Raw genomic sequence first — 20781 nt, forward strand, 5'->3', positions numbered from 1 at the left:
ACCGCTGCAACCGCCCGACGGCATCGACGCCCCGGGCCCAGAGAGGAAACGACAGATGACAAGGCAGACGAGAGCGCGACGGACCCTCGGGATCGTCACGGCTGCGGTCGCGGCGATCGGACTGGTGGCCGCGGCCACGGCTCCGGCCGGAGCGGCCCCCGACGGGACACCCGCGCCCACCCCGAGCGGATCGGTGAGCGCCTCGCTCGCACCGACCGCATCGGCCACCCCGTCGGCGACGCCGACGACCGATCCGACCCCTAGCCCGAGCCCCACCTCGGTTCCCGTGGCGACCCCGGCGAAACCCGCGGCGTCGACCGCCGACCCGTGGGCGGTGTCGCCGTACATGGGCTGGAGCAGCTACAGCATGCAGGTCTACAGCGGCCACCCGACGTGGATCACGGCCGCACAGATCATCGCCCAATCGGATGCCATGCACGGCAAGCTGCAGAAGGCCGGCTACGACCACATCAACATCGACTCCGGCTGGACCGATGCGTTCGACGGCAACGGCCGCCCCGTGCCGAGCGCGACCCTCTATCCGCAGGGCTTCCAGAAGGTCATCGACCACGTTCACGCGAACGGTCAGAAGGTCGGCATCTACATGACCCCCGGTGTCGCCCCAGCGGTGTACGCCGCCAATCTGCCCATCGCGGGCGCCCCCGGCTGCACGACCCACGACATCGCCGCCCAGCCGGTGACGACGGCCGACTACTGGGGGATCAACGACAAGATCGATTTCTCGAAGCCCTGCTCGCAGAAGTACATCGACTCGATCGTCGACCAGTTCGCGAAGTGGGGCATCGACTTCGTGAAGTTCGACAGTGTGACGCCCGGGTCCGGGATCACCGACGGCTCGCTCGACTCCCGCGGCGATGTCGCCGCGTGGTCGACGGCGCTGAAGGCGCACAAGATCTGGTTCGAACTGTCCTGGGCGCTCGACCCGAGCCAGGCGTCCTATTGGCGCTCGAAGGCCAACGGCTGGCGCGTGGAGTGGGATGTCGAGTGCTACTGCGCCGGGCAGTCGCTCACGACCTGGAACAACATCGCACGCCTGTTCCCGGATGTCGCCACCTGGTGGCGGAACGCGGGTGACGGCGGCTGGAACGACCTGGACTCGCTCGACATCGGCAACGGCAGGATGGACGGCTTGACCCGCGACGAGCGGCAGACCGCGATGACGCTGTGGGCGGTCTCGGCGGCCCCGCTGTCGACCGGGAACGATCTCACGCAGCTCGACTCCTACGGCGTCAGCCTGCTGACGAACCCCGAGGTGGTCGCAGTCGACCAGGCGGGCACCCCGGCTCGACCGGTCTCGACCTCCACCAGCCAGCAGGTCTGGTACTCGCTCGAGCCGGACGGCAGCTATACCGTCGCCCTGTTCAACCTCGGTCAGACCGAGAAGGACATCACGGCCAACTGGTCGGACATCGGGCTGGCCGGGTCCGCCACCGTGCGCGACCTGTGGGCTCGCAAGGATGTCGGCCGCTCGTCGACCGGGTTCACGGCGTCCGACGTGCCGATCCACGGTGTGCGCCTGCTCAAGGTGACACCGCAGTCGGGCGCGACCGTCGCCGTCAACGACGATGCCCTCCGAGTCGGCTACGGCGACACCTGGACCCGCAACGGCGGCACCGAAGTCGCCGCGGCCTCCCAGTCGCTCGGGGTGACGGTGACCGACACCGGAACGCCGGCTCCGCTGACCAGCTCCGGTGCCGACATCACGACCACGCTCGACGACACGGCTCCGGGGATCGCCTACACCGGCACCTGGAACACCAGCACTGGCCGCGGCTTCGGCGACTACGGCGACGGAGTGCACTGGACGCAGCGTGTCGGAGACTCGTTCTCGTACGGCTTCCAGGGCACCGGCGTCTCGTGGGTGACCGAGATTGACTCGTCCGAAGGCGATGCCGACGTGTACATCGACGGGCAACTGGTGAAGACGGTGAGCGCGACGAGCGACGCGGCGCATCCGCACGTCGCGCAGCAGACCGTCTTCTCGACCAACGATCTCGCGAGCGGTCAGCACACCCTGAAGGTGGTCATGAAGTCGGGCAGCTTCATGCTGCTCGACCGCCTCGACGTCATCCAGCAGGGACTGCTCGATCCGGCGACCGTCTCGTTCGACACCAAGGCGCCGGCCGCCGCGACGTTCAGCATCCTGCGCGACCCGGGTGAGCTGACGGCCATCTCGCACGGCGGGAAGGCGCTCGTCAAGGGCACCGACTACACGGTGTCGGGGGCGAAGGTCACGTTGGCGCAGAAGTTCCTGGCCACGTTGCCGGTGGGCTCCGACCAGGTGACGGTCTCGTTCCGCGGCGACGTACTCGACGACGTGCACGCGGCCAGGGCCGACGGTGCCTCGGTGTCGTACACCTTCCGGGGTACGGGCGTCGACTGGATCACGGCGACCGGTCCCGACCAGGGGCTCGTCGACATCTACATCGACGGCAAGCGCGTGAAGCGCGTCGACACCTCCAGTGCCACGCGTCGCACGCAGCAGAAGGTGTTCGGCGTGTCGGGACTCTCCGACGGGAAGCACACCTTCATGGCTGTGAAGGCATCGGGGGATGTGATGCGCACCGACGTCATCCGCTACACCGTTCGCTGATCAACCTGGAGGGCCGGGGCATGAGCCCTGGCCCTCCTAAGGCATGACGAAGTCATTCCGGAACGAGGACGCTATGAGCACCGCCAACAGCGGTCGGCCCACCGCAGTGCTGCATCCCGCCGTGCTCGGCGACGAGCCCCTGCCGACCCCGGACGACTATCGCGACTACTGGGACTCGGCCCTCGCTGCGGCGCGTCGGCATCCGCTCGACGTGGATGCCGAGGTCATCGACGTCGGACTGACCGCCATCGAGGTGCGCGACATCAGCTTCGCGGGAGCCGACGGGCGTCGAGTCTCGGGCTGGCTTCGACTGCCGCGCGCGCGGTCCGGACCGCTGCCCGCCGTCGTGCACGCGAACGGATACGGGGCCGGTCGTCTCGACCCGATCGACGATCTCACCTGGGCCGGTGCGGGCTTCGCCCACCTCATCATGGGCACCTTCGGCCAGGGAGGCGGACGCGGTGGCCAGCTGCTCGAGGGCATCACCGATCCGGAGCGGTCCTATTACCGCGGGGTACTCGTCGACGGCGCCCGCGCGATCGAGGCGGCACGTGGTCTCGACGAGGTCGACCCGACACGAGTCGCGATGATCGGCAACAGCCAGGGCGGCGGCATCGCCCTCGGCGTCGGCGCGCTCGTGCCCGACCTCGTCGCGGTTCTTGCCCAGTCGCCCTTTCTCACCGACGCGCCCTCGGCCCTGCGCCGCGCCGGCTCCGGCCCGTGGCTCGAATTGCGCCGTTACCTCGCCGACCATCCGGACCACGCCGAGGCGGTCGCGCGCACCCTCGCCTACGTCGACGGGGTGACCTCGGCGAGGCATGCCACCGCGCCGGGCTGGATCAGCGCCGGCCTCGACGACGACATCTGCCCGCCGGAGACCGCGGTCGCGGCGGTGGCCGCCTACGCCGCGCCGGTCACCTACCGCGGGTGGCCGCGCGCCGGCCACGAAGCGGGTGGCGCCGCCGACCGCCGGGGCGCGCTCGCGGTGCTCCGCGAGCGTTTCGGACCGGCCCCGGCATGACCCGCATCCTGCGTTGGGAGGACCAGCCGAACCGCTGGATCGAGGGGAGTCCGATCGGCAACGGCCGCCTCGGTGCGATGGTGCTCGGTACCGTCGAGGTTCTGCACCTGCAGATCAACGACGGCACGGTATGGTCCGGGACCCCCGACTCATGGCGTGCGGAGCTCGACGCGCTCGTCGCGGCGGGAGCCGGTCCCGAGGCGCTGGAACGGGTGCGAGTCGCCGTACGCGAGGGTCGGCTCGACGACGCGGAGCGCCTGCTGATGGGATTCGAGGGCACCTACAGTCAGGAGTTCCTGCCCTATCTCGACCTTCGCGTGCGGATGCGGTTCGCGGGATCGACGCCCGCTTACCGTGGCCGGACGCTGGACCTTCTCGAGGCGGTCTACGACGACATCGTCGAGAACGACCTCGTCCGCGTCGAGCGCCGGGCGTGGGCCAGCCGCCCTGACCAGGCCGTCCATGTGGAGATCCGAGCCGAGGGCGCCGCGGTCGACATCGAGATCGACCTCACCACCCGGCTGCGTACGGTCGATCGCCGTGCCGACCGCGATGGCCTCGTGCTCCTCGTTGAGATCCCAGTCGACGGCGCCCCTTTCCACGAGTCGCAGGTCGAACCGATGCGGTGGCGAGGGGACCGGAAGCGCCCCGGGCATCCCGCGGACGGCACCGACGATGCCTGGGGGCCGGTCGCCGCGGCCGCGGTTGCGGTGGAGACCGACGGGGAGGTCGTCGTGAGAGACGGTCGCGTCGTGATCGGCCGTGCCCATGTGATCCGGCTGGCCGTCGCCTCGTCGACGGCCGCCGAGGACTGGTTCTCCGGTGCCCCCGGGCTGGACCGTGCTGCGCACGGACGACGTGCGGTCGAGCGCGCTCAGGCGGCGCTGTCGCGTGATGGCGGGACGGCGTTGCGGCGGCACGTCGACGACGTGCGGCCGCTCCTCGCCGCTGCTGCCCTCCGTTTCGAGGGCACGCCCGAGGAGGTCGTCGTCGATCGTCTCGACGCGGACCCCGTCGATGCGATCGCGGTGCCGGCGCTGTTCCAATACGGGCGCTACCTGTTGGTCGCAGCGTCGCGACCCGGCGGGCCCGCCGTCAATCTGCAGGGACTCTGGAACGACGATCTGCGCCCGCCGTGGTCGTCGAACTACACCACCAACATCAACGTGCAGATGCACTATTGGGGCGCCGATCCGACCGGGCTCGGCGACACCGTAGAACCCCTCCTGCACCTCCTCGAGGTGATGGCCGCTACCGGCTCCGAGGCGGCGCGCCGCCTCTACGGGGTCGATGGGTGGGTGGGGCACCACAACACCGACCTCTGGGGGTGGCCGCTGCCGGTGGGTATGGGGCATGGCGATCCCGCGTGGGCCATCTGGATGACGGGCGGCACCTGGCTGGTCACCCACCTGATGGAGCACCACCGTTTCACCCTCGACGACGCCTGGCTCGGCTCGCGTGCCTGGCCGGTGCTGCGCGGGGCCGCGGCATTCGCACTCGACTGGCTGCTCGACGAGGGCGGCCCGTGGCTCGTCACCAACCCCGCGACGTCGCCCGAGAATCACTTCGTGCATGGCGATGGCGCCGCGGCCCTCGACCGCGCCACGGCGATTGACCGCGCCGTCATCTCGCAGGTACTGCACGACACGATCGAGGCGGGGGGCATCCTCGGGCTCGACGACGACATCATCGGTCGTGCGCGTGCCGCGCTGGCGCGGATCGAGCCCGATGCCGTCGGCGGGGACGGGCGCATCCGCGAGTGGCATGTCGATCGTGCCGACCCCGACCCGGCCCACGGGCATTTCTCGGCCCTCGTCGGGCTCTATCCGCTTGGACGGATCGACGTCGACGCGCGTCCCGATCTCGCGGCCGCCGCTTCGGCGTTCGTGTCGAGTCGGTCCCATCCCGCCGAGGGCTGGCCGTGGGTCTGGTCGATCGCCCTTCGCGCCCGGCTGCGCGACGGCGAGGCCGCGGAGCGCATCATGCACACCACGTTCCGTCCGGCCGAGCCGGACCCCGACCTCCGTGGCGCCGACCACTGGGCATGGGGCGGCCTGGTCCCGACCCTGCTTCGCGCGCACTCGCCGTTCCAGGTCGACGTGAGCCTTGGATTCCCCGCTGCGATCGCCGAGATCCTCCTGCAGAGCCATGCCGGCGAGGTGCATCTGCTGCCCGCCCTTCCCCCGGCGTGGCCGCCGGGGGAGGTGGTTGGCCTCCGAGCCCGGGGAGGCCTCATCGTCGATGCGGAGTGGGCGCACGGCCGGTTGCGCCGTGCATCGCTCGCTCGCATCGCGGGGTCAGGGACGGTCGTCGTGCGATTCGGAGACACACGCGTCACGATCGACCTCGCCGCGGGAGCTCGGGTCGAGCTCGACGAGCAGCTCCGCCTCGTTGCGTCCGGCGGTTGACGCGGCCGACGGCCGGTCAGCCGCGGTCGGCGATGCGCCTCTGCAGCTCGACCTTCGACATGCGGGAGTAGTTCGGGATGCGGAGCTCGCGGGCGCGCGCACGCAGGGTGGCGTAGGTCTCCTCGGTCGGTGCCGGGGCGGAGTCGACGTTCGAGGCCGGTTCGCCGGCGACGGCCTCGGCGACCGTCTTCGCGCGGTCCTTGGCCTTCGAGATGGTCTTCTTCGCGGCCTCCTTGGCTTTGGTCGCGTCCTTCTTGGCCGCGTCCTCGGCCTTGGCGGCGTCCTTCTTCGCGCGCTCCTTGGCCTTCGTCGCCGCCTTCTTGGCGAGTTCCTTGGCCTTGGCGGCCTCTTTCTTCGCCTGCTCCTTGGCTTTCGCGGCGGCCTTCTTGGCCTTCTTCGCGGCCGCCGCGAGCTCGGCCTCGGCCTTCGCGCGCTTCTTCTTCGAGAGCTTCGGCACGGCGACCGGGTCGGCCTTCTTGGATCGTTTCGTGGATGCCACTGTGATTCTCCGATCACCGGTCCGAACGACTCGGTCCGCCGATCCTAACGGCGCAAGGTGAACACGGCGGTTTACTTCGGTCGCGTAGTCTGACCGGCGCCTTCGACACCACACGAGTCTCCTGGATGGGCGTGACCGAGCAACCGAGATCGAGCGAGCAGCAGCCGGGCATTCTGAGTGCGGGCGAGCGCGCACCATCGCCCAGGACGCTGCTCGACGTGCTGCGGTCTTCGACGCTTGCCTGGCCCGACGCCTCGGCCCTCGACGACGGCGAGGGGGCGATCAGCTACCGCGAACTGATGGCGCGGGTCATCGCGGCCGCGGCCCGGCTGCGGCTGGCCGGCGTGCGGCGCGGCGACCGGGTCGGCGTTCGCCTCGCGTCCGGATCGCGGGAGCTCTACATCTCCATCCTGGCGGTCATCGCGGCGGGGGCCGCCTACGTGCCGGTGGATGCGGACGACCCCGACGAGCGGGCGGAGCTCGTCTTCCGCGAGGCGCGGGTGTGCGGGGTCATCGAAGGCGCCGGACACTACGCCGCGGTCTCGACGGACGAGATCGAGAGGCCCGCACCTCCCGCCGGACTCTTCGCCGGGGTTCCCCCGCATCCGAGTACCTCGTCGACGCCCCTGGTCGAACCGCCGGGTGTCGATGACGACGCATGGATCATCTTCACCTCAGGTTCGACGGGTGTGCCGAAGGGCGTCGCCGTCTCGCACCGCTCGGCGGCTGCGTTCGTCGACGCCGAGGCGCAGCTCTTCCTGCAGACCGACCCGATCGGCCCGGGCGACCGGGTGCTCGCCGGCCTCTCCGTCGCGTTCGACGCCTCGTGCGAGGAGATGTGGCTCGCCTGGCGGCACGGGGCGTGCCTCGTCCCCGCACCTCGAGCCCTGGTGCGCAGCGGCGTCGACCTCGGCCCGTGGCTGATCGCGCGGGGGATCACGATCGTGTCCACGGTCCCGACGCTCGCCTCGCTCTGGCCGAGCGAATCGCTCGAGAACGTGCGGCTGCTGATCTTCGGCGGCGAGGCGTGCCCGCCGGAGCTCGCCGCCCGCCTCGCTGTCGACGGGCGCGAGGTCTGGAACACCTACGGCCCGACCGAGGCGACCGTGGTGGCCTGTGCCGCCCTGCTCGACGGTAGCGACCCCGTGCGCATCGGCCTGCCGCTCGCCGGCTGGGATCTGGCGGTCGTCGATCCGCAGGGCCGCCCGGTCGGCGACGGCGAGATCGGCGAGCTGATCATCGGCGGGGTCGGGCTGGCGCGCTACCTCGACCCCGAGAAGGATGCGGAGAAGTACGCCTCCCACGATCTGCTCGGCTGGCCGAGGGCGTACCGCAGCGGGGATCTGGTGCGCTTCGATCGCGAGGGCCTGGTCTTTCAGGGCCGGGCCGACGATCAGGTGAAGGTCGGCGGCCGGCGCCTCGAGCTCGGCGAGATCGAGGCCGCCCTGCACGAGTTGTCGGGGGTGGCCGGGGCCGCGGTCGCGGTGCGTGAGACCACCTCGGGCAACCATGTCCTCGTCGGCTACCTCGCGGTGCCCGACCCCGGGGCCTTCGATCGCGCCGCGGCGATGAGCCGCCTGCGGGAGGAGTTGCCGGCGGCGCTCGTCCCCCTGCTGGCACCGCTGCCGGAGCTTCCGGTGCGCACCTCGGGCAAGGTCGACCGAGCCGCGTTGCCGTGGCCTCTCGAGGGCGTCGCGCCCGAGGAGGCGGTCGCCGATCCGGGGCTGCTTCGCCTGGCCGAACAGTGGCAGGCGGTGCTCGGCATCCCGGTCAGCGATGTCTCGTCGAACTTCTTCGACCTCGGCGGCGGGTCGCTCGCGGCCGCCCAGCTCGTGGCCCTGATCCGCGAGAGCGACCCGGAGTTCACGGTCGCCGAGATCTATGCGCACCCGCGCCTCGGCGCCATGGCCGACGCGCTGACGGCGCGCACCGGCCGCCCGGAGCGGGATCGGACGGCGTTTCACCACGTCGTGCCGACCCCGCTGCGGATGCAGCTGCTGCAGTCGATCCTGGGGATTCCGCTCTTCGCGCTCGGCGGCATCCGGTGGCTGCTCTACCTTCTGACGGCGGCCGCGATCCTGCGCGGATTCGGCGGCTTCGAGGTGCTGCCGACCGTGCCACTCGGGGTGCTCATCCCGCTGCTCGTGCTGTTCGTGACGCCGTTCGGGCGCATGGCGATCGCGGTCGTGTGCGCCCGGCTGCTGCTGCGCGGAGTCAAGCCGGGCGACTACCCGCGCGGGGGGAGCGTGCACCTGCGGTTGTGGATCGCCGAACAGGCCGCCCATCTGGTCGGCGCCGTCAGCCTCGCCGGAGCGCCGTGGATCAGCTACTACGCCCGCGCCCTCGGCGCGAAGATCGACCGCGACGTGGACCTGCACACCGTGCCGCCGGTCACCGGGATGCTGACGATCGGGGCGCGCGCCTCGATCGAGCCCGAGGTGGACCTCTCGGGGTACTGGATCGACGGCGACATTTTGCGCCTCGGCGCGATCCGCATCGGCGCCGACAGCACGGTGGGCGCGCGGAGCACCCTGCTGCCGGGAACGCGGATCGGCAAACGCGCCCAGATCGCGCCCGGCTCGTCGGTCTTCGGGCGGGTTCCGACCGGGCAGGTCTGGGCGGGCTCGCCCGCGCAGCGGGAAGGGTCGGTCGAGGCCTGGTGGCCCGAGTCCCGACCGCCGCACGGGCGGCGCTGGCTCGCGGCGTTCGGTGCCTCGTCGATGCTGCTGTCGTTGCTCCCGCTGGTCTCGCTCGCCGCCGGTGCCGTGATCCTGGCTCTCGTCATGCAGGGTGCGCCGACCCTGGCGGATGCCGCGGGCCGTGCGTTCGTTGCGCTGGTCCCGGCCGTGCTCGTGGCCGGGTTCGTCTTCACCACCCTGCTGGTCGCCGTCGTCCGCCTTCTGTCGATCGGGGTACGCGAGGGAACCTTTCCGGTGCGCAGCCGCATCGGCTGGCAGATCTGGAGCACCGAGCGACTGCTCGACCTCTCGCGCACCTTCCTCTTCCCGCTGTACTCGAGCCTCGCGACCCCGGCCCTGTTGCGGCTGCTCGGGGCACGGGTCGGTCGCGATGTCGAGGCGTCGACGGTGCTGCTGCTGCCGGCGATGACCACGATCCGAGACGGGGCGTTCCTCGCCGATGACACCATGATCGGCAGTTACGAGCTCGGCGGCGGCTGGCTGCGGATCGCCCGGGTCGAGGTCGGCAAGCGCGCGTTCATCGGCAACTCGGGGATGGCGGCCGCCGGCCGGGTCGTGCCGCGCGACGGGCTCGTCGCCGTGCTGTCGGCCGCCCCGCGCAAGTCGAAGTCCGGCTCGTCGTGGCTGGGCTCCCCGCCCGTCCGCCTGCGCCGCACGGTCGCCGCGAGCGACGACAGCCGCACCTTCCATCCGCCGGTGCGGCTCCGCATCGCCCGTGCGCTGTGGGAGCTGTGCCGCATCGTGCCGGTCTTCGTCACCTGCGCGATCGGCCTCGGCGTCGTCTTCGCGCTCGCCTCCCTCGCGGTCGCCGGCGGGCTCGCCGTCGCCGCCCTGCTCAGCGGGGTCGTGCTGCTCGCGGCCGGCGCCGTCGCTGCGGCGATCAGCACCCTCGCCAAGTGGGCGTTCGTCGGCCGCATCCGCGTCGAGGAGCACCCGCTCTGGTCGGCGTTCGTGTGGCGCACCGAGGTGTCGGACACCTTCATCGAGATGGTCGCCGCGCCGTGGTTCGCCCAGTCGGCGGCCGGAACCCCGGCCCTCGTCTGGTGGTTGCGCAGCCTGGGCGCGAGGATCGGGCGCGGCGTCTGGTGCGAGAGCTACTGGCTTCCCGAGGCCGATCTCGCCGAACTGGGCGACGGTTCGACGGTGAATCGCGGCTGCGTGGTGCAGACGCACCTGTTTCATGATCGAATCATGAGCATCGACACCGTGACCCTCGAACCCGGCGCGACGCTCGGACCGCACAGCGTCATCCTTCCCGCCGCGCGCATCGGCGAGCACGGAACCGTCGGACCGGCCTCGCTCGTGATGCGCGGCGAGCTCGTGCCCGTCGGAAGCCGCTGGAGCGGCAACCCGATCGGCCCCTGGCGCGACGTGACGGTCGGCGACTACCACGCGACCTCGGGTCGATGACGGCCAAGACGGTCGGTGCCATGACCGCCGGCGACGCCTACCTGCCGGGTCACGGCAACGGCGGGTACCGCGTCCTGCGCTACGAGCTCGACCTCGACTACCGGATCTCGACGAACCGCCTCCACGGCACGGCGACGATCCACGCCCACAGCACACAGGCGCTCGAACGCTTCACCCTCGACCTGGCCAAGCTCCGCGTGAGCCGGGTGCGCATCGAGGGTCGCCGGGGAACACGCTTCGCCCAGGCCGCGCGCAAGGTCGTCATCACGCCCGCCGTCGCTCTTCCCGCCGACGAGGACTTCACCCTCGTGATCGAGTACGCGGGCGCGCCCGGCCCGATCCGCAGTCGCTGGGGTCCCGTCGGCTGGGAGGAGCTGGCCGACGGCGTCCTCGTCGCGGCGCAGCCGTCGGGGGCCCCGAGCTGGTTCCCGACGAACGATCGGGTGGATGACAAGGCGGCATACGACATCCGGTTCCGCACCGATCAGGCATACACCGTCGTCTGCAACGGGACCCTCGTCGATCACCACGTCGCCTCGGGGCAGGGGCACTGGCACTACGAGCAGACCCAGCCGACCGCGAGCTATCTGGCGACCGTGCAGATCGGGCGCTACGAGCGCGCCACGCCGGACTGGTCCGGTGTTCCGGGCGTGCTGGCGTACCCGCGCACGATCGCCGCACGCGTGGCGAGCGACTTCGCCGCCGTGGACCGGATGATGGCGCTGTTCCAGGAGCGCTTCGGCCCCTATCCCTTCGACGGCTACACGGTCGTGGTCACGGCCGACGAGCTCGAGATCCCGCTCGAGGCACAGGGCCTGGCCATCTTCGGCGCGAACCATGCCGATGGTCACGGCGGGTCGGAACGTCTCGTCGCCCACGAGCTCGCGCACCAGTGGTTCGGCAACAGCGTCGGGCTCTCGAGCTGGAAGGACATCTGGCTCAACGAGGGCTTCGCCTGCTACTCCGAGTGGATCTGGTCGGAGCACTCCGGCGGGATGTCGGCCGAGGGCTGGGCGCAGCACTATCGGCGCCAGCTGAGTGCGTTGCCGCGGGACATCGTCGTCGGCGATCCCGGGGCGACCCTGATGTTCGACGACCGGGTCTACAAGCGCGGCGCCCTGACCCTGCACGCGGTCAGGTCGACGCTCGGTGATCCGGCCTTCTTCGAGCTGCTGCGCAGCTGGACCGGATCGCACCGGCATGGCACCGCGACGACCGCCGACTTCCAGGCGCTCGCCGGCCAGGCGGCCGGTCGTTCCCTCGACCGCCTCTTCACGGCCTGGCTGTTCGAGACCCCGCTGCCGCGCCTGCCCTAGCTCGCGACCGCGATGCTGAGCTGGACGTCGGCGCCGCCGCCGGTCTCGATGCCGGGCTCGATGATGCGGTAACGGCTCGGGCTCCCCGACACGACCGCGTATCGCTCGCTCCCCGACTCCGAGATCGTCACCTCGCGCGGATCGACGCGCAGGCCGCGCCCGTCGGCCTTGAGCACGGCTTCGACCCTCGTCCAATGCTCGAGCCCGTCGGCCCCGGTGATGGTCCGGATCGCCGACAGCCGGCCCGGTCTGCCCCGCACCGGCTCGAGGTCGACGCCGATCTCGCGACCCCAGGCCGTCACGGCGACCACGCCGACCGAGCACCGCGAGAGGCTGACCCGCAGCTCCGTGCCGAGGATCACCGGCTTGCCGTGCGGGCCTCCGCAATCGAGGCAGACGGCCGTGAGCGGCACCTCCCGCGGGGTGACGCCGAGCTGCTCGCCCGCGAGGGTGCGCAGCAGCAGGCGACCCGCGAGGAAGGAGCCCCCGCTCGCCGCCGGCAACGACTCGTAGCGGACGAGCTCGTCGTCGGAGAGCGCCGCGCGCGCGGCGCCGGGGTCGAACGGAGTGCGCCGGTCGAAACGAATCGCGATGCCGTCCACACCCTCATTCTGCGCTGCGACCGCCTCCGACGGCGCCTCAGATGGCGTCGACCGGGGCGAGCACGATGTCGAACCGGGTGCTCGCCCAGGTCCGACCGTCGAGGTCGCGTCCGTCCGGTGTCGCGTCGCCCGCGGCGTGGTGCTCCCAGTCGTGGATGAGCGACTCCTTGACGCCGAACACCGAATCGTGGTCGAGCAGTTCGTCGCCGCGGACGAAGATGTGCGTCACGAGCGTGCGGTAGCCGGGCGCGGTGACCATGAAGTGCAGGTGGGATGCCCGATACGGACTCCGGCCGGCCGCTCGCAGCAGATCCCCGACCGGGCCGTCGTCCGGGATCGGATACGGGGTCGGGAACAGGCCCCAGAACCGGTAGCGGCCCTCGGCATCCGCGAAGAGGTGAGCGCGGCCGTAGACCCGGCCGTCGTCGTGCTGGACGTCGTAGAGCCCCTCCTCGTCGGCCTCCCACACCTCGAGGCGCGCGCCCGGAACGACCCGGCCGTCGATGTCGGTGACGGTGCCCTCGACCCAGGCCGGCTCGCCCGGGGCCTCGCCGGCGAGGTCGCCGCCGTTGGGGATCTCGGGTGCATCCGCGACGAAGAACGGCCCGAAGACCGTGGCCTCCGTGGCGTCGCCCACCGCCTCGTTGTTCACGGCGATCGTCTGCATCGAGACGCCGAGGACGTCGGAGAGCAGGATGAACTCCTGACGGCGATCGTTCGTCATGTGCCCCACCCGGGTGAGGAAGGCGATCGCCGCGTTCCATTCGGCCTCGGTCAGCCGTACCCGGCGCACGTAGTCGTGCAGCGAGGTGACGAGCTCGGTCATCAGGTACTTCAAACGCGGATCGTGGGTGCCGTCGAACGAGCGCAGCACGCGGTTCGTGAGATCTAGTTCGCGCGCGCTCTGCTCGGCGGAGATGGGGGAGTCGGACATGGCGGATTCCTCTCAGACGACGGGGTCGCCGCGCCACGCCGCGCGGATGATCGCGACGAGATCGGACAGCGCCACGGAACGCGGGTTGCTCGGCGGAACGGCGGGGAGCACGAGCGCCGCGGCCTCGGCGACGTCCTGTTCGCGCAAGCCGATCGCGGCCAGGGAGGCGGGCGCGCCCAGCTCGGCACGCAGTGCGGCCAGCCCGGCCGCGGCATCGTCGACGCCGAGGACCGATCGCACGCGGTCGGCGGCATCGGGTGCCGCCGACTGGTTGAAGGCGGTGACGTAGGGCAGCACGATCGCGTGCGTCTCGGCGTGCGGCAGCCCGTAGGCGCCCCCGAGCGTGTGACAGATCTTGTGGTGCAGGCCCGATCCCGCCGACGAGAACGCGACGGCCGCGAGGTAGGCGCCGTAGAGGGTGCGCTCGCGCAGCTCGAGGTCGGCGGGATCGGACGCCAGGCCCCGAAGTCCGGGCACGAGCGCGCGCAGTCCCTCGGTGCCGAGTGCGCGGTTGATCGGATCGACGCGCGGAGCCCAGAACGCGTCGACCGCGTGGGCGACGGCGTTGAGCCCCGACGCGATCGCGAACGACCCGTCCAGGCCGGCGCTGAGGGCCGCGTCGTACACGACCACCCGCGGCAGGGCCCGGATGTCGGAGCCGGTCGTCTTGCGTCCGGCCTCCGTGAGCCCCCACACGTCGGTGGCCTCCGACCCCGCGAAGGTGGTCGGCACGGCGACGATGGGCGCGCCGGTCTGCAACGCGACCGCCTTGCCGAGGCCGGTCGCCGATCCGCCCCCGATGGTGACGATCAGGTCGGCATCGGCGGCACGGGCGGAGGCGACCGCCGCATCCGCCCGCTCCACGGGAACGTGCTGCACGACGTCGTCGATGCGCGCGACCACGGTGACCCGGGCAGCGAGCCGGTCGGCGAGCTCGCGGCTCGACCGCCCGTGGATGAGCAGAATCCGCTCCGCCCCGAGATCGGCGACCGCGCGCACGGCGTTGTCGACAGCGCTGCCGGTGCCGAACAGCACGCGCTGCGCGAGGGTGACGTGGTCGAAGGAGAGCATGGTGTCAGTCTCTGCCCAGCACCTGCATGAGCGCCGAGGTCAGCACCTGTGCGGGGTCGGCGACCGCCGTCCTGCTGCGGAAGGCGATGATCTTGTCGGGTCGCACGAGCAGCGCCCCCGACTCCTCGATCTCGCGCAGGCGCGCCCAGTCGTAGTAGAGGTCGGCCACGTCGGCGCCGGGGCCGATCACGACGGCTCCCAGCGGGAGGCCGAGCGCCTCGGCGACCCCGGGCACGGCGTCGGCCCACGCCTGGCCGGCGATCCCGGTGAACAGGGTGAACTGCGTGCTCGGGGCGAGGTCGAGGGTCGAGACCTTGCGCTCGCTCGAGCCGACCCAGGCGTGCGGAAGGGGCGAGCCCGGCACCGTCGACGGCGTGAAGTGCAGTTCGGGGTCGCGCTGCGGGGCGGGGCGACTCGAGCCGTCCGAGAGCACGGCGGTCGAGGTGTAGAACTGGCCGAGTTCGACGCCGTGGGCGTTGAACTCGTAGTGCTTCGTCTCCATCGCCTTGTAGAGGGCCTCGCGCTTCGCGAGCCCTGCCGGGGTATTCGCCTTGCGCTCCTCGATGGCTGCCAGCATCTCGTCCATCGTCTCGGCGCGGGTCACGCCGAGGGCGTCGAAGAAGTCGCCGAACTCCCGGCTCGACTTGTTGGCCCGGGTGACGATCTGCTTCGCGATCGGCGCGCGCTCCGCGGTGTAGGTGTCGAGCAGGGATTCTCCCGCCTGCCCGCGCAGCACCGCCGCGAGCTTCCAGGCCAGATTGTACGAGTCCTGGATCGAGGTGTTCGAGCCGAGCCCGTTCGACGGCGGATGACGGTGCACCGCGTCGCCCGCGCAGAACACGCGTCCGCGCTGCAACTGCGTCGCGTACCACTCGTTGTTGCCCCAGAGGGAGGTCCCCGTGATCTGCACGGGCAGATCGGGCGTGCCGAGCAGATTCCGCACGATCTCGATGGCGGCGGCCTCGTCGACGACGGGCGCCGGCTGGGAGATGTCGTAGCCCCAGACGATCAGCCATTCGTTCCAGGGCCGCACCATGCGCACGAGCCCCGCGCCGATGCCCCCGACGTTCGCGCCCGGCTGGATCACCCAGTACAGCACCGAGGGCCGGTGGCCCACGAGGGCCTCGAGATCGGCACGGAAGGTGATGTTCATCGATCCGGCGATGTCCATCTTCCCCTCGCTCGGCAGCTCGAGGTCGGCCGCGACCTGGGACCGGGCGCCGTCGGCGCCGATGAGGTACTTCGACCGGATGCGGTACTCCTCGCCGGTCACCCGATCGAGCACCGTGGTGGTGACGCCCTCGTCGTCCTGGACGTGGGAGAGGTACTCGCTCGAGAAGCGCGTCTGGGTGCCGCGCTTGGTCGCGTTCGAGACGAGGATCGGCTCGAGGTAGTTCTGCGGAAGGTCGCAGTTCAGGGTCGGCGAGGCGGCGATGTACTCGCCCTCGCGGGCCGGGCTCGTGCCCCAGGTGAGGATGCGACCGAGCTCCTCGCCGGCGATCGAGGTGCAGAACACCGTGTCGCCGATCAGCTGGTGCGGGGTCGCGAGCGCGGCGACCTCGTCCTGGATGCCCATGTCTCGGAAGAACTCCATGGCGCGTTGGTTGGTGATGTGCGCGCGCGGTGTGTTCGCCGTCCACCGGTACTTCGTGATCATGATGTTCGGAATGCCGTACGTCGCGAGCGCGAGCGCGGCCGAGGCGCCGCTCGGTCCGGACCCGACGATGAGGACGTCGGTCTCGACGGTGCCGCCGACCGGGGGCCGCGTCTCGCTGATCCCGTCATCGAATGCCGACATGTGCTCTCCTTGTTGGGCTGGGGTCTGTTCCGTCACGCAAGCGGCGCCCGATCGGCCGCGGCCCGGAATGCGGCCTCGATCCGGTCGTGGCGTTCCTCGACGAGGGGCAGCATCTCGGGGTGGGTGACGATGTAGAGCTCGCCACGGCGGATGCCGTCGACGACCATCTCGCCGACCGCGGCGGGCGACAGCATCCGTCCCGGAGGGATCTGGTCGAGCTGGGTCGGGGCGTGCCGCGAACCGGACGGCCGGTTGCGCTCGCTGTCGCCGATCGCCGTGTCGACGAGCCCCGGCACGAGGACGGATGCTCCGAGCCGCGTCGGCGACTGCGCCAGTTCCTGCGCGACGGTCTCGGTGAGCGCCACGACCGCGAACTTCGATGCGGCGTACGCGGCCATGCCGGGTGCGTCGAAGAGGCCGGCGATCGACGCCGTGTTGACGATCCAGCCGTCGTCCGACGTCTCCCGGATGATCGGGACGAAGGTGATCATGCCGTTGATGACGCCGCGGAGGTTGACGTCCAGCACCCACGAGAAGTCGTCGAGGGTGAGCTCGTCGAAGGGCGCGAGGTGTCCGACGCCGGCGTTGTTGCAGACGATGTCGATGCGCCCGTACAGCTCCAGGGCGTGGCCGGCGAGCGCTTCGACATCCTCGATCCGGCTCACGTCGGTGCGGAATGCGGTCGCGCCGATCTCGGCGGCCGTCCTCTCGAGGGGGCCGGCTTCGATGTCGGCGAGCACGACCCTCGCCCCCGCCGAGATCAGGGCCTCGGCGATGCCGCGTCCGATCCCGGAGGCTGCGCCGGTGACGACGGCGACCCGGTCGACGATGCGTCCGATCCCCGTCATGGTCTCTTTCCGTCGGCGAGACCGCGCGCGCCCACCCAGTCGAGGATGACGGCCAGCACGTCCGCGTTGTTCCGCTCGACCATCATGCCGTGACCGTTGCCGTTCACGCCGGAATCTTCGAGCCGCACGAACTCGCTCGTGCAACCGACCTGGTCGAGGAAGGCCTTGAGGTGCCCGTCGAAGAAGCGGAACGGCGACGCCTGTGCCGTGACGATCGCGATCGGGACCTGCGCGAGCCCCGGCAGGGTGCGGACCGGTTCCTCCTGAAGGGCCATCGGGACGGGACCGGTCTCGTCGATCCGCAGGCGGAACTCGCTCGGATCGGCGACCGGTGGCTCGTAGCGCATCGGTGCCGCGGCGAGACCCCAGGGCAGGGTCATGCCGGTCTGCGGCTGCCCGAGGAAGGGCGGGCCGAGCGTCTCGACCGCGACGAAGGCGTGCACCAACTCGGGGCGGCTGTCGGCGGCGAGGAAGGCGCCGGGGCCGCCGGCCGAGTGCGCGACGACGATCGCCGGTCCGATCCGGTCGAGCAGCGCGACCAGGCGGTCGCGCTCGAGGGTGTGCATGGTCGCGGTGTCCGCGAGCAGCGGGCCTTGCGTCGCGATGAACTGCTCGAACACCTCGTCGGAGCCGTCGAGGGTTCCCGGCCATTGCGTGTGCGGGGGCAGGGGAAGGTTCGGGTCGCCCAGGAACACGCCGATCAGCACCTCGGCCCCCCACGTGCCGGTCGGGGCGCCGAGCACCTGAGGATCGTAGGGCGAACGACCATGGCCGGGCCGGTCGACGACGTACACGGGGTGTCCCGCGGCGACCAGCATCGGTGCCCAGCCGGGTCGGCCGTCGGGGGTCGTGAGATAGTCGGTGCCCTGTCCGCCCCCGCCGTGCACGAGCACGATCGGGGTGCGCGGCGTGGTCGTCTCGGGGAGCTCCCACTCGACGTACATGGGGCCGACGAGCACACCACCGCTCGGGGTGCTCGCGCGCTCTCCCGTGATCCAGAACGATCCGCGGCTCATCGTGCCGCCTCCGCATCGCCGAGCAGGGACGGCGTGATCATGGCCCGCATGGCGAGCAGGTCCTCCCGACGGGCGGCGCGGTCGGTGGCGCTGTGCCGCAGGCCCGCAAGCAGGGCCGCCTTCTGCTCGGGCGGATGGGCGTCGAACAGCATGTGCTTGTTGGCGCTCGCGGCCGGCGAGACGATGTCGAGGTAGACCCGCCGTCGTCGTTCGGCGTAGGCGTCGAGCACGGCGTCATCGACGCGTCCGTGGATGACGGCGGCGAGGGCCTCCGACAGCACGAAGGAGTCGAGGAACCCGCCGGTCAGGCCCAGCCCGCCCACCGGGTTCGTGATGTGCGCCGCGTCGCCGGCCAGCAGCACCCGTCCGACGCGGAAGGTGTCGGCGGCGCGCTGGTGCATGCGATACGGCTGGAACTGCACGAGCTCGTAGGCCGCCTTCCCGGGCATGCCGATCGCGAAGTGCGCGTGGATGCGTTCCTCCAGGCCCTCGTCGGGCAGCTCGCCCGATTCGCGGAAGGTGAACCGCCACAGCTTGTCGGCCGTGATCTGCGCGATGATCGCCCCGTAGACGGGGTCGATGCGCCAGTTCGCGATCCGCAGTCCCTCCGCGCCGAGGTCCGCCCGGATGTTCGTCGAGATGAACCGGTCCGGCCAGGTGATGCCGTCGAACCCCAGTCCGAGGCTGCGGCGCACGATGCTGTTCGCCCCGTCCGCGCCCACCAGCCAGGCGCTGCGGATGCTCTCCTCGCCCTCCGGGCCCCCGACGCGCACCGTCACCCCGTCGTCGTCCGGCGTCACCCCGACGACCTCCGCCCCGAAGCGCACCTCGACGTTGTCGAAGTCCGACAGGTGACGCAGCAGTACCTTGCACACCTGGTCCTGCCCGAGGTGGAGCGTGTACGGATGCCGCACGTCGTTCTCGATGGCGTCGAGCGACTGATGGAACTGTTCGCCCGTCTCGTAGTCGATGAGGTTCATGCCGTCGCCGCGCAGTCCCTCCACGTGCAGATCGTCGAGGATGCCCAGCCGCTCGAAGCCGTCGTGGACGATGAACAGGTACGCCATCGCGCGCGGGGCATCGGCGATCGCGTCGCCCTTCTCGAGCACGGTCACGTCGACCCCGGCCTTCGCCAGGCTGTACGCGGTCGCGAGCCCCACCGGGCCGGCTCCCGCGACGACCACGGTCGGATTCGTCTTGTCCATCGATTTCCTGTCGGTCTCGGGGCGGGCGCATCGGCCGACGCGTCGCGGTTTCGCCGCGGAGACCTCCGGGACGTGGTCGACGACACTGCCGAGCCGGTGCCGCGAAGAAGGCGGCACTCTCACAACGTGCCGCGTCGCGCGCGGTGCGTCCAATGCTCAACTGGTTGCGACTGATGCGCGGCGTGCATGAGGATGGACCGACGGAAACGCGAGGAGGCGACCGTGGAGATCCGGAGTCTGCGTCACTTCGTCGCGCTCGCCGACACCCTGAACTTCCGGATCGCGGGCGAGCGCCTGCATCTCACGCAGCCCGCGCTGACCCGCTCGATCGCCGCCTTGGAGCGCGAACTCGGCGTCACCCTGTTCAACCGGAGCACACGAGGCGTGTCGATGACGACCGACGGGGCCCAGCTGCTGCAGCGCGCTCGAGGGATGCTGACGGCCGCCGACGAGTTCACCTACGCCGCGCACGCGCTCAGCGCGGCCACCGACCGGCAGTTGCGCGTCGGCATGTACGGCAACGGGCTCGCGGAGCTGACGCACCCGGTGCTGCGGGCCTTCCGCGAGCAGTTCCCGGCGACCGCCGTCCAGGTCCGCGATGCCGACTTCGCGCGCGGCATCGAGCCGCTCCTCTCGGGCGAGTACGACATCGCCTTCCTCCGCGCCCCGGTCGATCTGCCCGAACTCCGCACGATCCGGCTGTTCTCCGAACCCCTCGACCTGCTCCTCTGGGAGGGCCATCGCCTGGTCGGCGAGGAGTCCGCCGAGGTGAGCGAGATCTTCGACGATGCCTGGGTCACGCTGCCGCCCAGCATCCCGAGCGCGTGGAGCGCCTTCTGGCTCTTCGCCGACCAGCGCGCGGGAGCGAGCCCCAGGATCGGCGCCTTCGCCAGGACGGAGGGCGAGTTCAGCGCGGCGGTGGCCTATCGCCGGCTCTCGGGGGTGCTGCCGACCTCCGTCCATCGTCTGCGTCCTCACCCGGGAGTCCACGCCGTGCGCACTCGGGGAACCGTCATGTCCCATGCCGCCGTCGCCTACCCCTCCTCGGGATTCACGCCGGCCGCCGCGGCGCTGGCCGAACTCGCGGTCGAGGTCGCGGCGACGCAGTTGCACCTCGTCGCCGACGCCCGCCCGGCCGAGCCGCGCTGACCCTCATGCGCGACGCTGATGAGTAGTTGAGCGTTCGGCATTGGACGCGGCCCCACCCGCCCCCCAACCTCATTGAAAGACGCGGCATCCGCGCCGGAACACGCCCTCGTCGCGACCGACTCACCGAGCGACGCGGGACTCCGCTGAGAAGACGGCGTCGTCTTCTCAGGACGAACGGGGCGACGACGACC

The 20781-nt window shown here is 71.1% G+C and carries 14 protein-coding genes; 6 read left to right on the forward strand and 8 right to left on the reverse strand.

The annotated features are described in order from the left end of the window. The first annotated feature begins 55 nt into the window (after positions 1-55). From ACFPJ4_RS10550 to ACFPJ4_RS10560, 3 genes are all read left to right on the forward strand, one after another. Entirely contained in the window at positions 56-2614 is a 2559-nt protein-coding gene (locus tag ACFPJ4_RS10550; RefSeq protein WP_386740365.1) for a X2-like carbohydrate binding domain-containing protein, read from the forward strand. Between the two features lie 73 nt (positions 2615-2687). Then, positions 2688-3635 carry an acetylxylan esterase gene (locus ACFPJ4_RS10555; protein ID WP_386740366.1) on the forward strand — a complete coding sequence of 316 codons (948 nt, stop codon included), beginning with the start codon at positions 2688-2690 and terminating at the stop codon, positions 3633-3635. Continuing rightward, positions 3632-6043 carry a glycosyl hydrolase family 95 catalytic domain-containing protein gene (locus tag ACFPJ4_RS10560; RefSeq protein ID WP_386740367.1) on the forward strand — a complete coding sequence of 804 codons (2412 nt, stop codon included), beginning with the start codon at positions 3632-3634 and terminating at the stop codon, positions 6041-6043. Before ACFPJ4_RS10555 ends, ACFPJ4_RS10560 begins: the two co-directional genes overlap by 4 nt. Before the next feature lie 16 nt (positions 6044-6059). Here ACFPJ4_RS10560 and ACFPJ4_RS10565 read toward each other — a convergent pair whose 3' ends face one another. Continuing rightward, positions 6060-6542: a hypothetical protein gene (locus tag ACFPJ4_RS10565; RefSeq protein WP_386740368.1), complete on the reverse strand. Its 483-nt coding sequence runs from the start codon at positions 6540-6542 to the stop codon at positions 6060-6062. Positions 6543-6673: 131 nt separating this feature from the next. Here ACFPJ4_RS10565 and ACFPJ4_RS10570 point away from each other — a divergent pair, with 131 nt between their 5' ends. Then, the gene (locus tag ACFPJ4_RS10570; RefSeq protein ID WP_386740369.1) at positions 6674-10651 is read left to right on the forward strand and encodes a Pls/PosA family non-ribosomal peptide synthetase; all 3978 of its coding nucleotides are present in this window, start codon (positions 6674-6676) and stop codon (positions 10649-10651) included. Next, a complete protein-coding gene (locus ACFPJ4_RS10575; protein ID WP_386740370.1) occupies positions 10648-11967 on the forward strand; it encodes a M1 family metallopeptidase in 1320 nt (439 codons plus the stop codon). The genes ACFPJ4_RS10570 and ACFPJ4_RS10575 overlap by 4 nt, the downstream gene beginning before the upstream one ends. On the opposite strand, the gene ACFPJ4_RS10580 is transcribed toward ACFPJ4_RS10575, so the two are convergent. Genes ACFPJ4_RS10580 through ACFPJ4_RS10610 form a run of 7 tightly spaced genes read right to left on the reverse strand, consistent with a single transcriptional unit; the run spans position 11964 to position 19441 of the window. Further along, entirely contained in the window at positions 11964-12569 is a 606-nt protein-coding gene (locus tag ACFPJ4_RS10580; RefSeq protein WP_386740371.1) for a 4'-phosphopantetheinyl transferase family protein, read from the reverse strand. The two genes, ACFPJ4_RS10575 and ACFPJ4_RS10580, sit on opposite strands and share 4 nt — an antisense overlap. 37 nt (positions 12570-12606) lie before the next feature. Continuing rightward, complete coding sequence (locus ACFPJ4_RS10585; RefSeq protein ID WP_386740372.1) at positions 12607-13503, reverse strand: dioxygenase family protein; 897 nt, start codon at positions 13501-13503, stop codon at positions 12607-12609. 12 nt (positions 13504-13515) lie between these two features. Further along, positions 13516-14574: a maleylacetate reductase gene (locus tag ACFPJ4_RS10590; protein WP_386740373.1), complete on the reverse strand. Its 1059-nt coding sequence runs from the start codon at positions 14572-14574 to the stop codon at positions 13516-13518. A 4-nt stretch (positions 14575-14578) separates the two neighbouring features. After that, positions 14579-16372: an FAD-dependent oxidoreductase gene (locus ACFPJ4_RS10595; protein ID WP_386740374.1), complete on the reverse strand. Its 1794-nt coding sequence runs from the start codon at positions 16370-16372 to the stop codon at positions 14579-14581. Positions 16373-16404: 32 nt separating this feature from the next. Then, entirely contained in the window at positions 16405-17220 is an 816-nt protein-coding gene (locus ACFPJ4_RS10600; protein ID WP_386740375.1) for an SDR family NAD(P)-dependent oxidoreductase, read from the reverse strand. Beyond that, positions 17217-18236 (reverse strand): alpha/beta fold hydrolase, encoded by a 1020-nt coding sequence (locus ACFPJ4_RS10605; protein ID WP_386740376.1) that lies wholly within the window; start codon positions 18234-18236, stop codon positions 17217-17219. The genes ACFPJ4_RS10600 and ACFPJ4_RS10605 overlap by 4 nt, the downstream gene beginning before the upstream one ends. Beyond that, on the reverse strand, positions 18233-19441 hold the full coding sequence (locus ACFPJ4_RS10610) for an FAD-dependent oxidoreductase (protein WP_386740377.1): 1209 nt from the start codon (positions 19439-19441) through the stop codon (positions 18233-18235). The genes ACFPJ4_RS10605 and ACFPJ4_RS10610 overlap by 4 nt, the downstream gene beginning before the upstream one ends. Positions 19442-19663: 222 nt before the next feature. Between ACFPJ4_RS10610 and ACFPJ4_RS10615 the strand changes: the two genes are divergently transcribed. Then, positions 19664-20590, forward strand: a complete 927-nt coding sequence (locus ACFPJ4_RS10615) for a LysR family transcriptional regulator (protein WP_386740378.1) — start codon at positions 19664-19666, stop codon at positions 20588-20590. Positions 20591-20781: the final 191 nt, after the last annotated feature.

The organism is Lysinimonas soli, from assembly GCF_042655435.1.
Classification (GTDB): domain Bacteria; phylum Actinomycetota; class Actinomycetes; order Actinomycetales; family Microbacteriaceae; genus Lysinimonas; species Lysinimonas soli.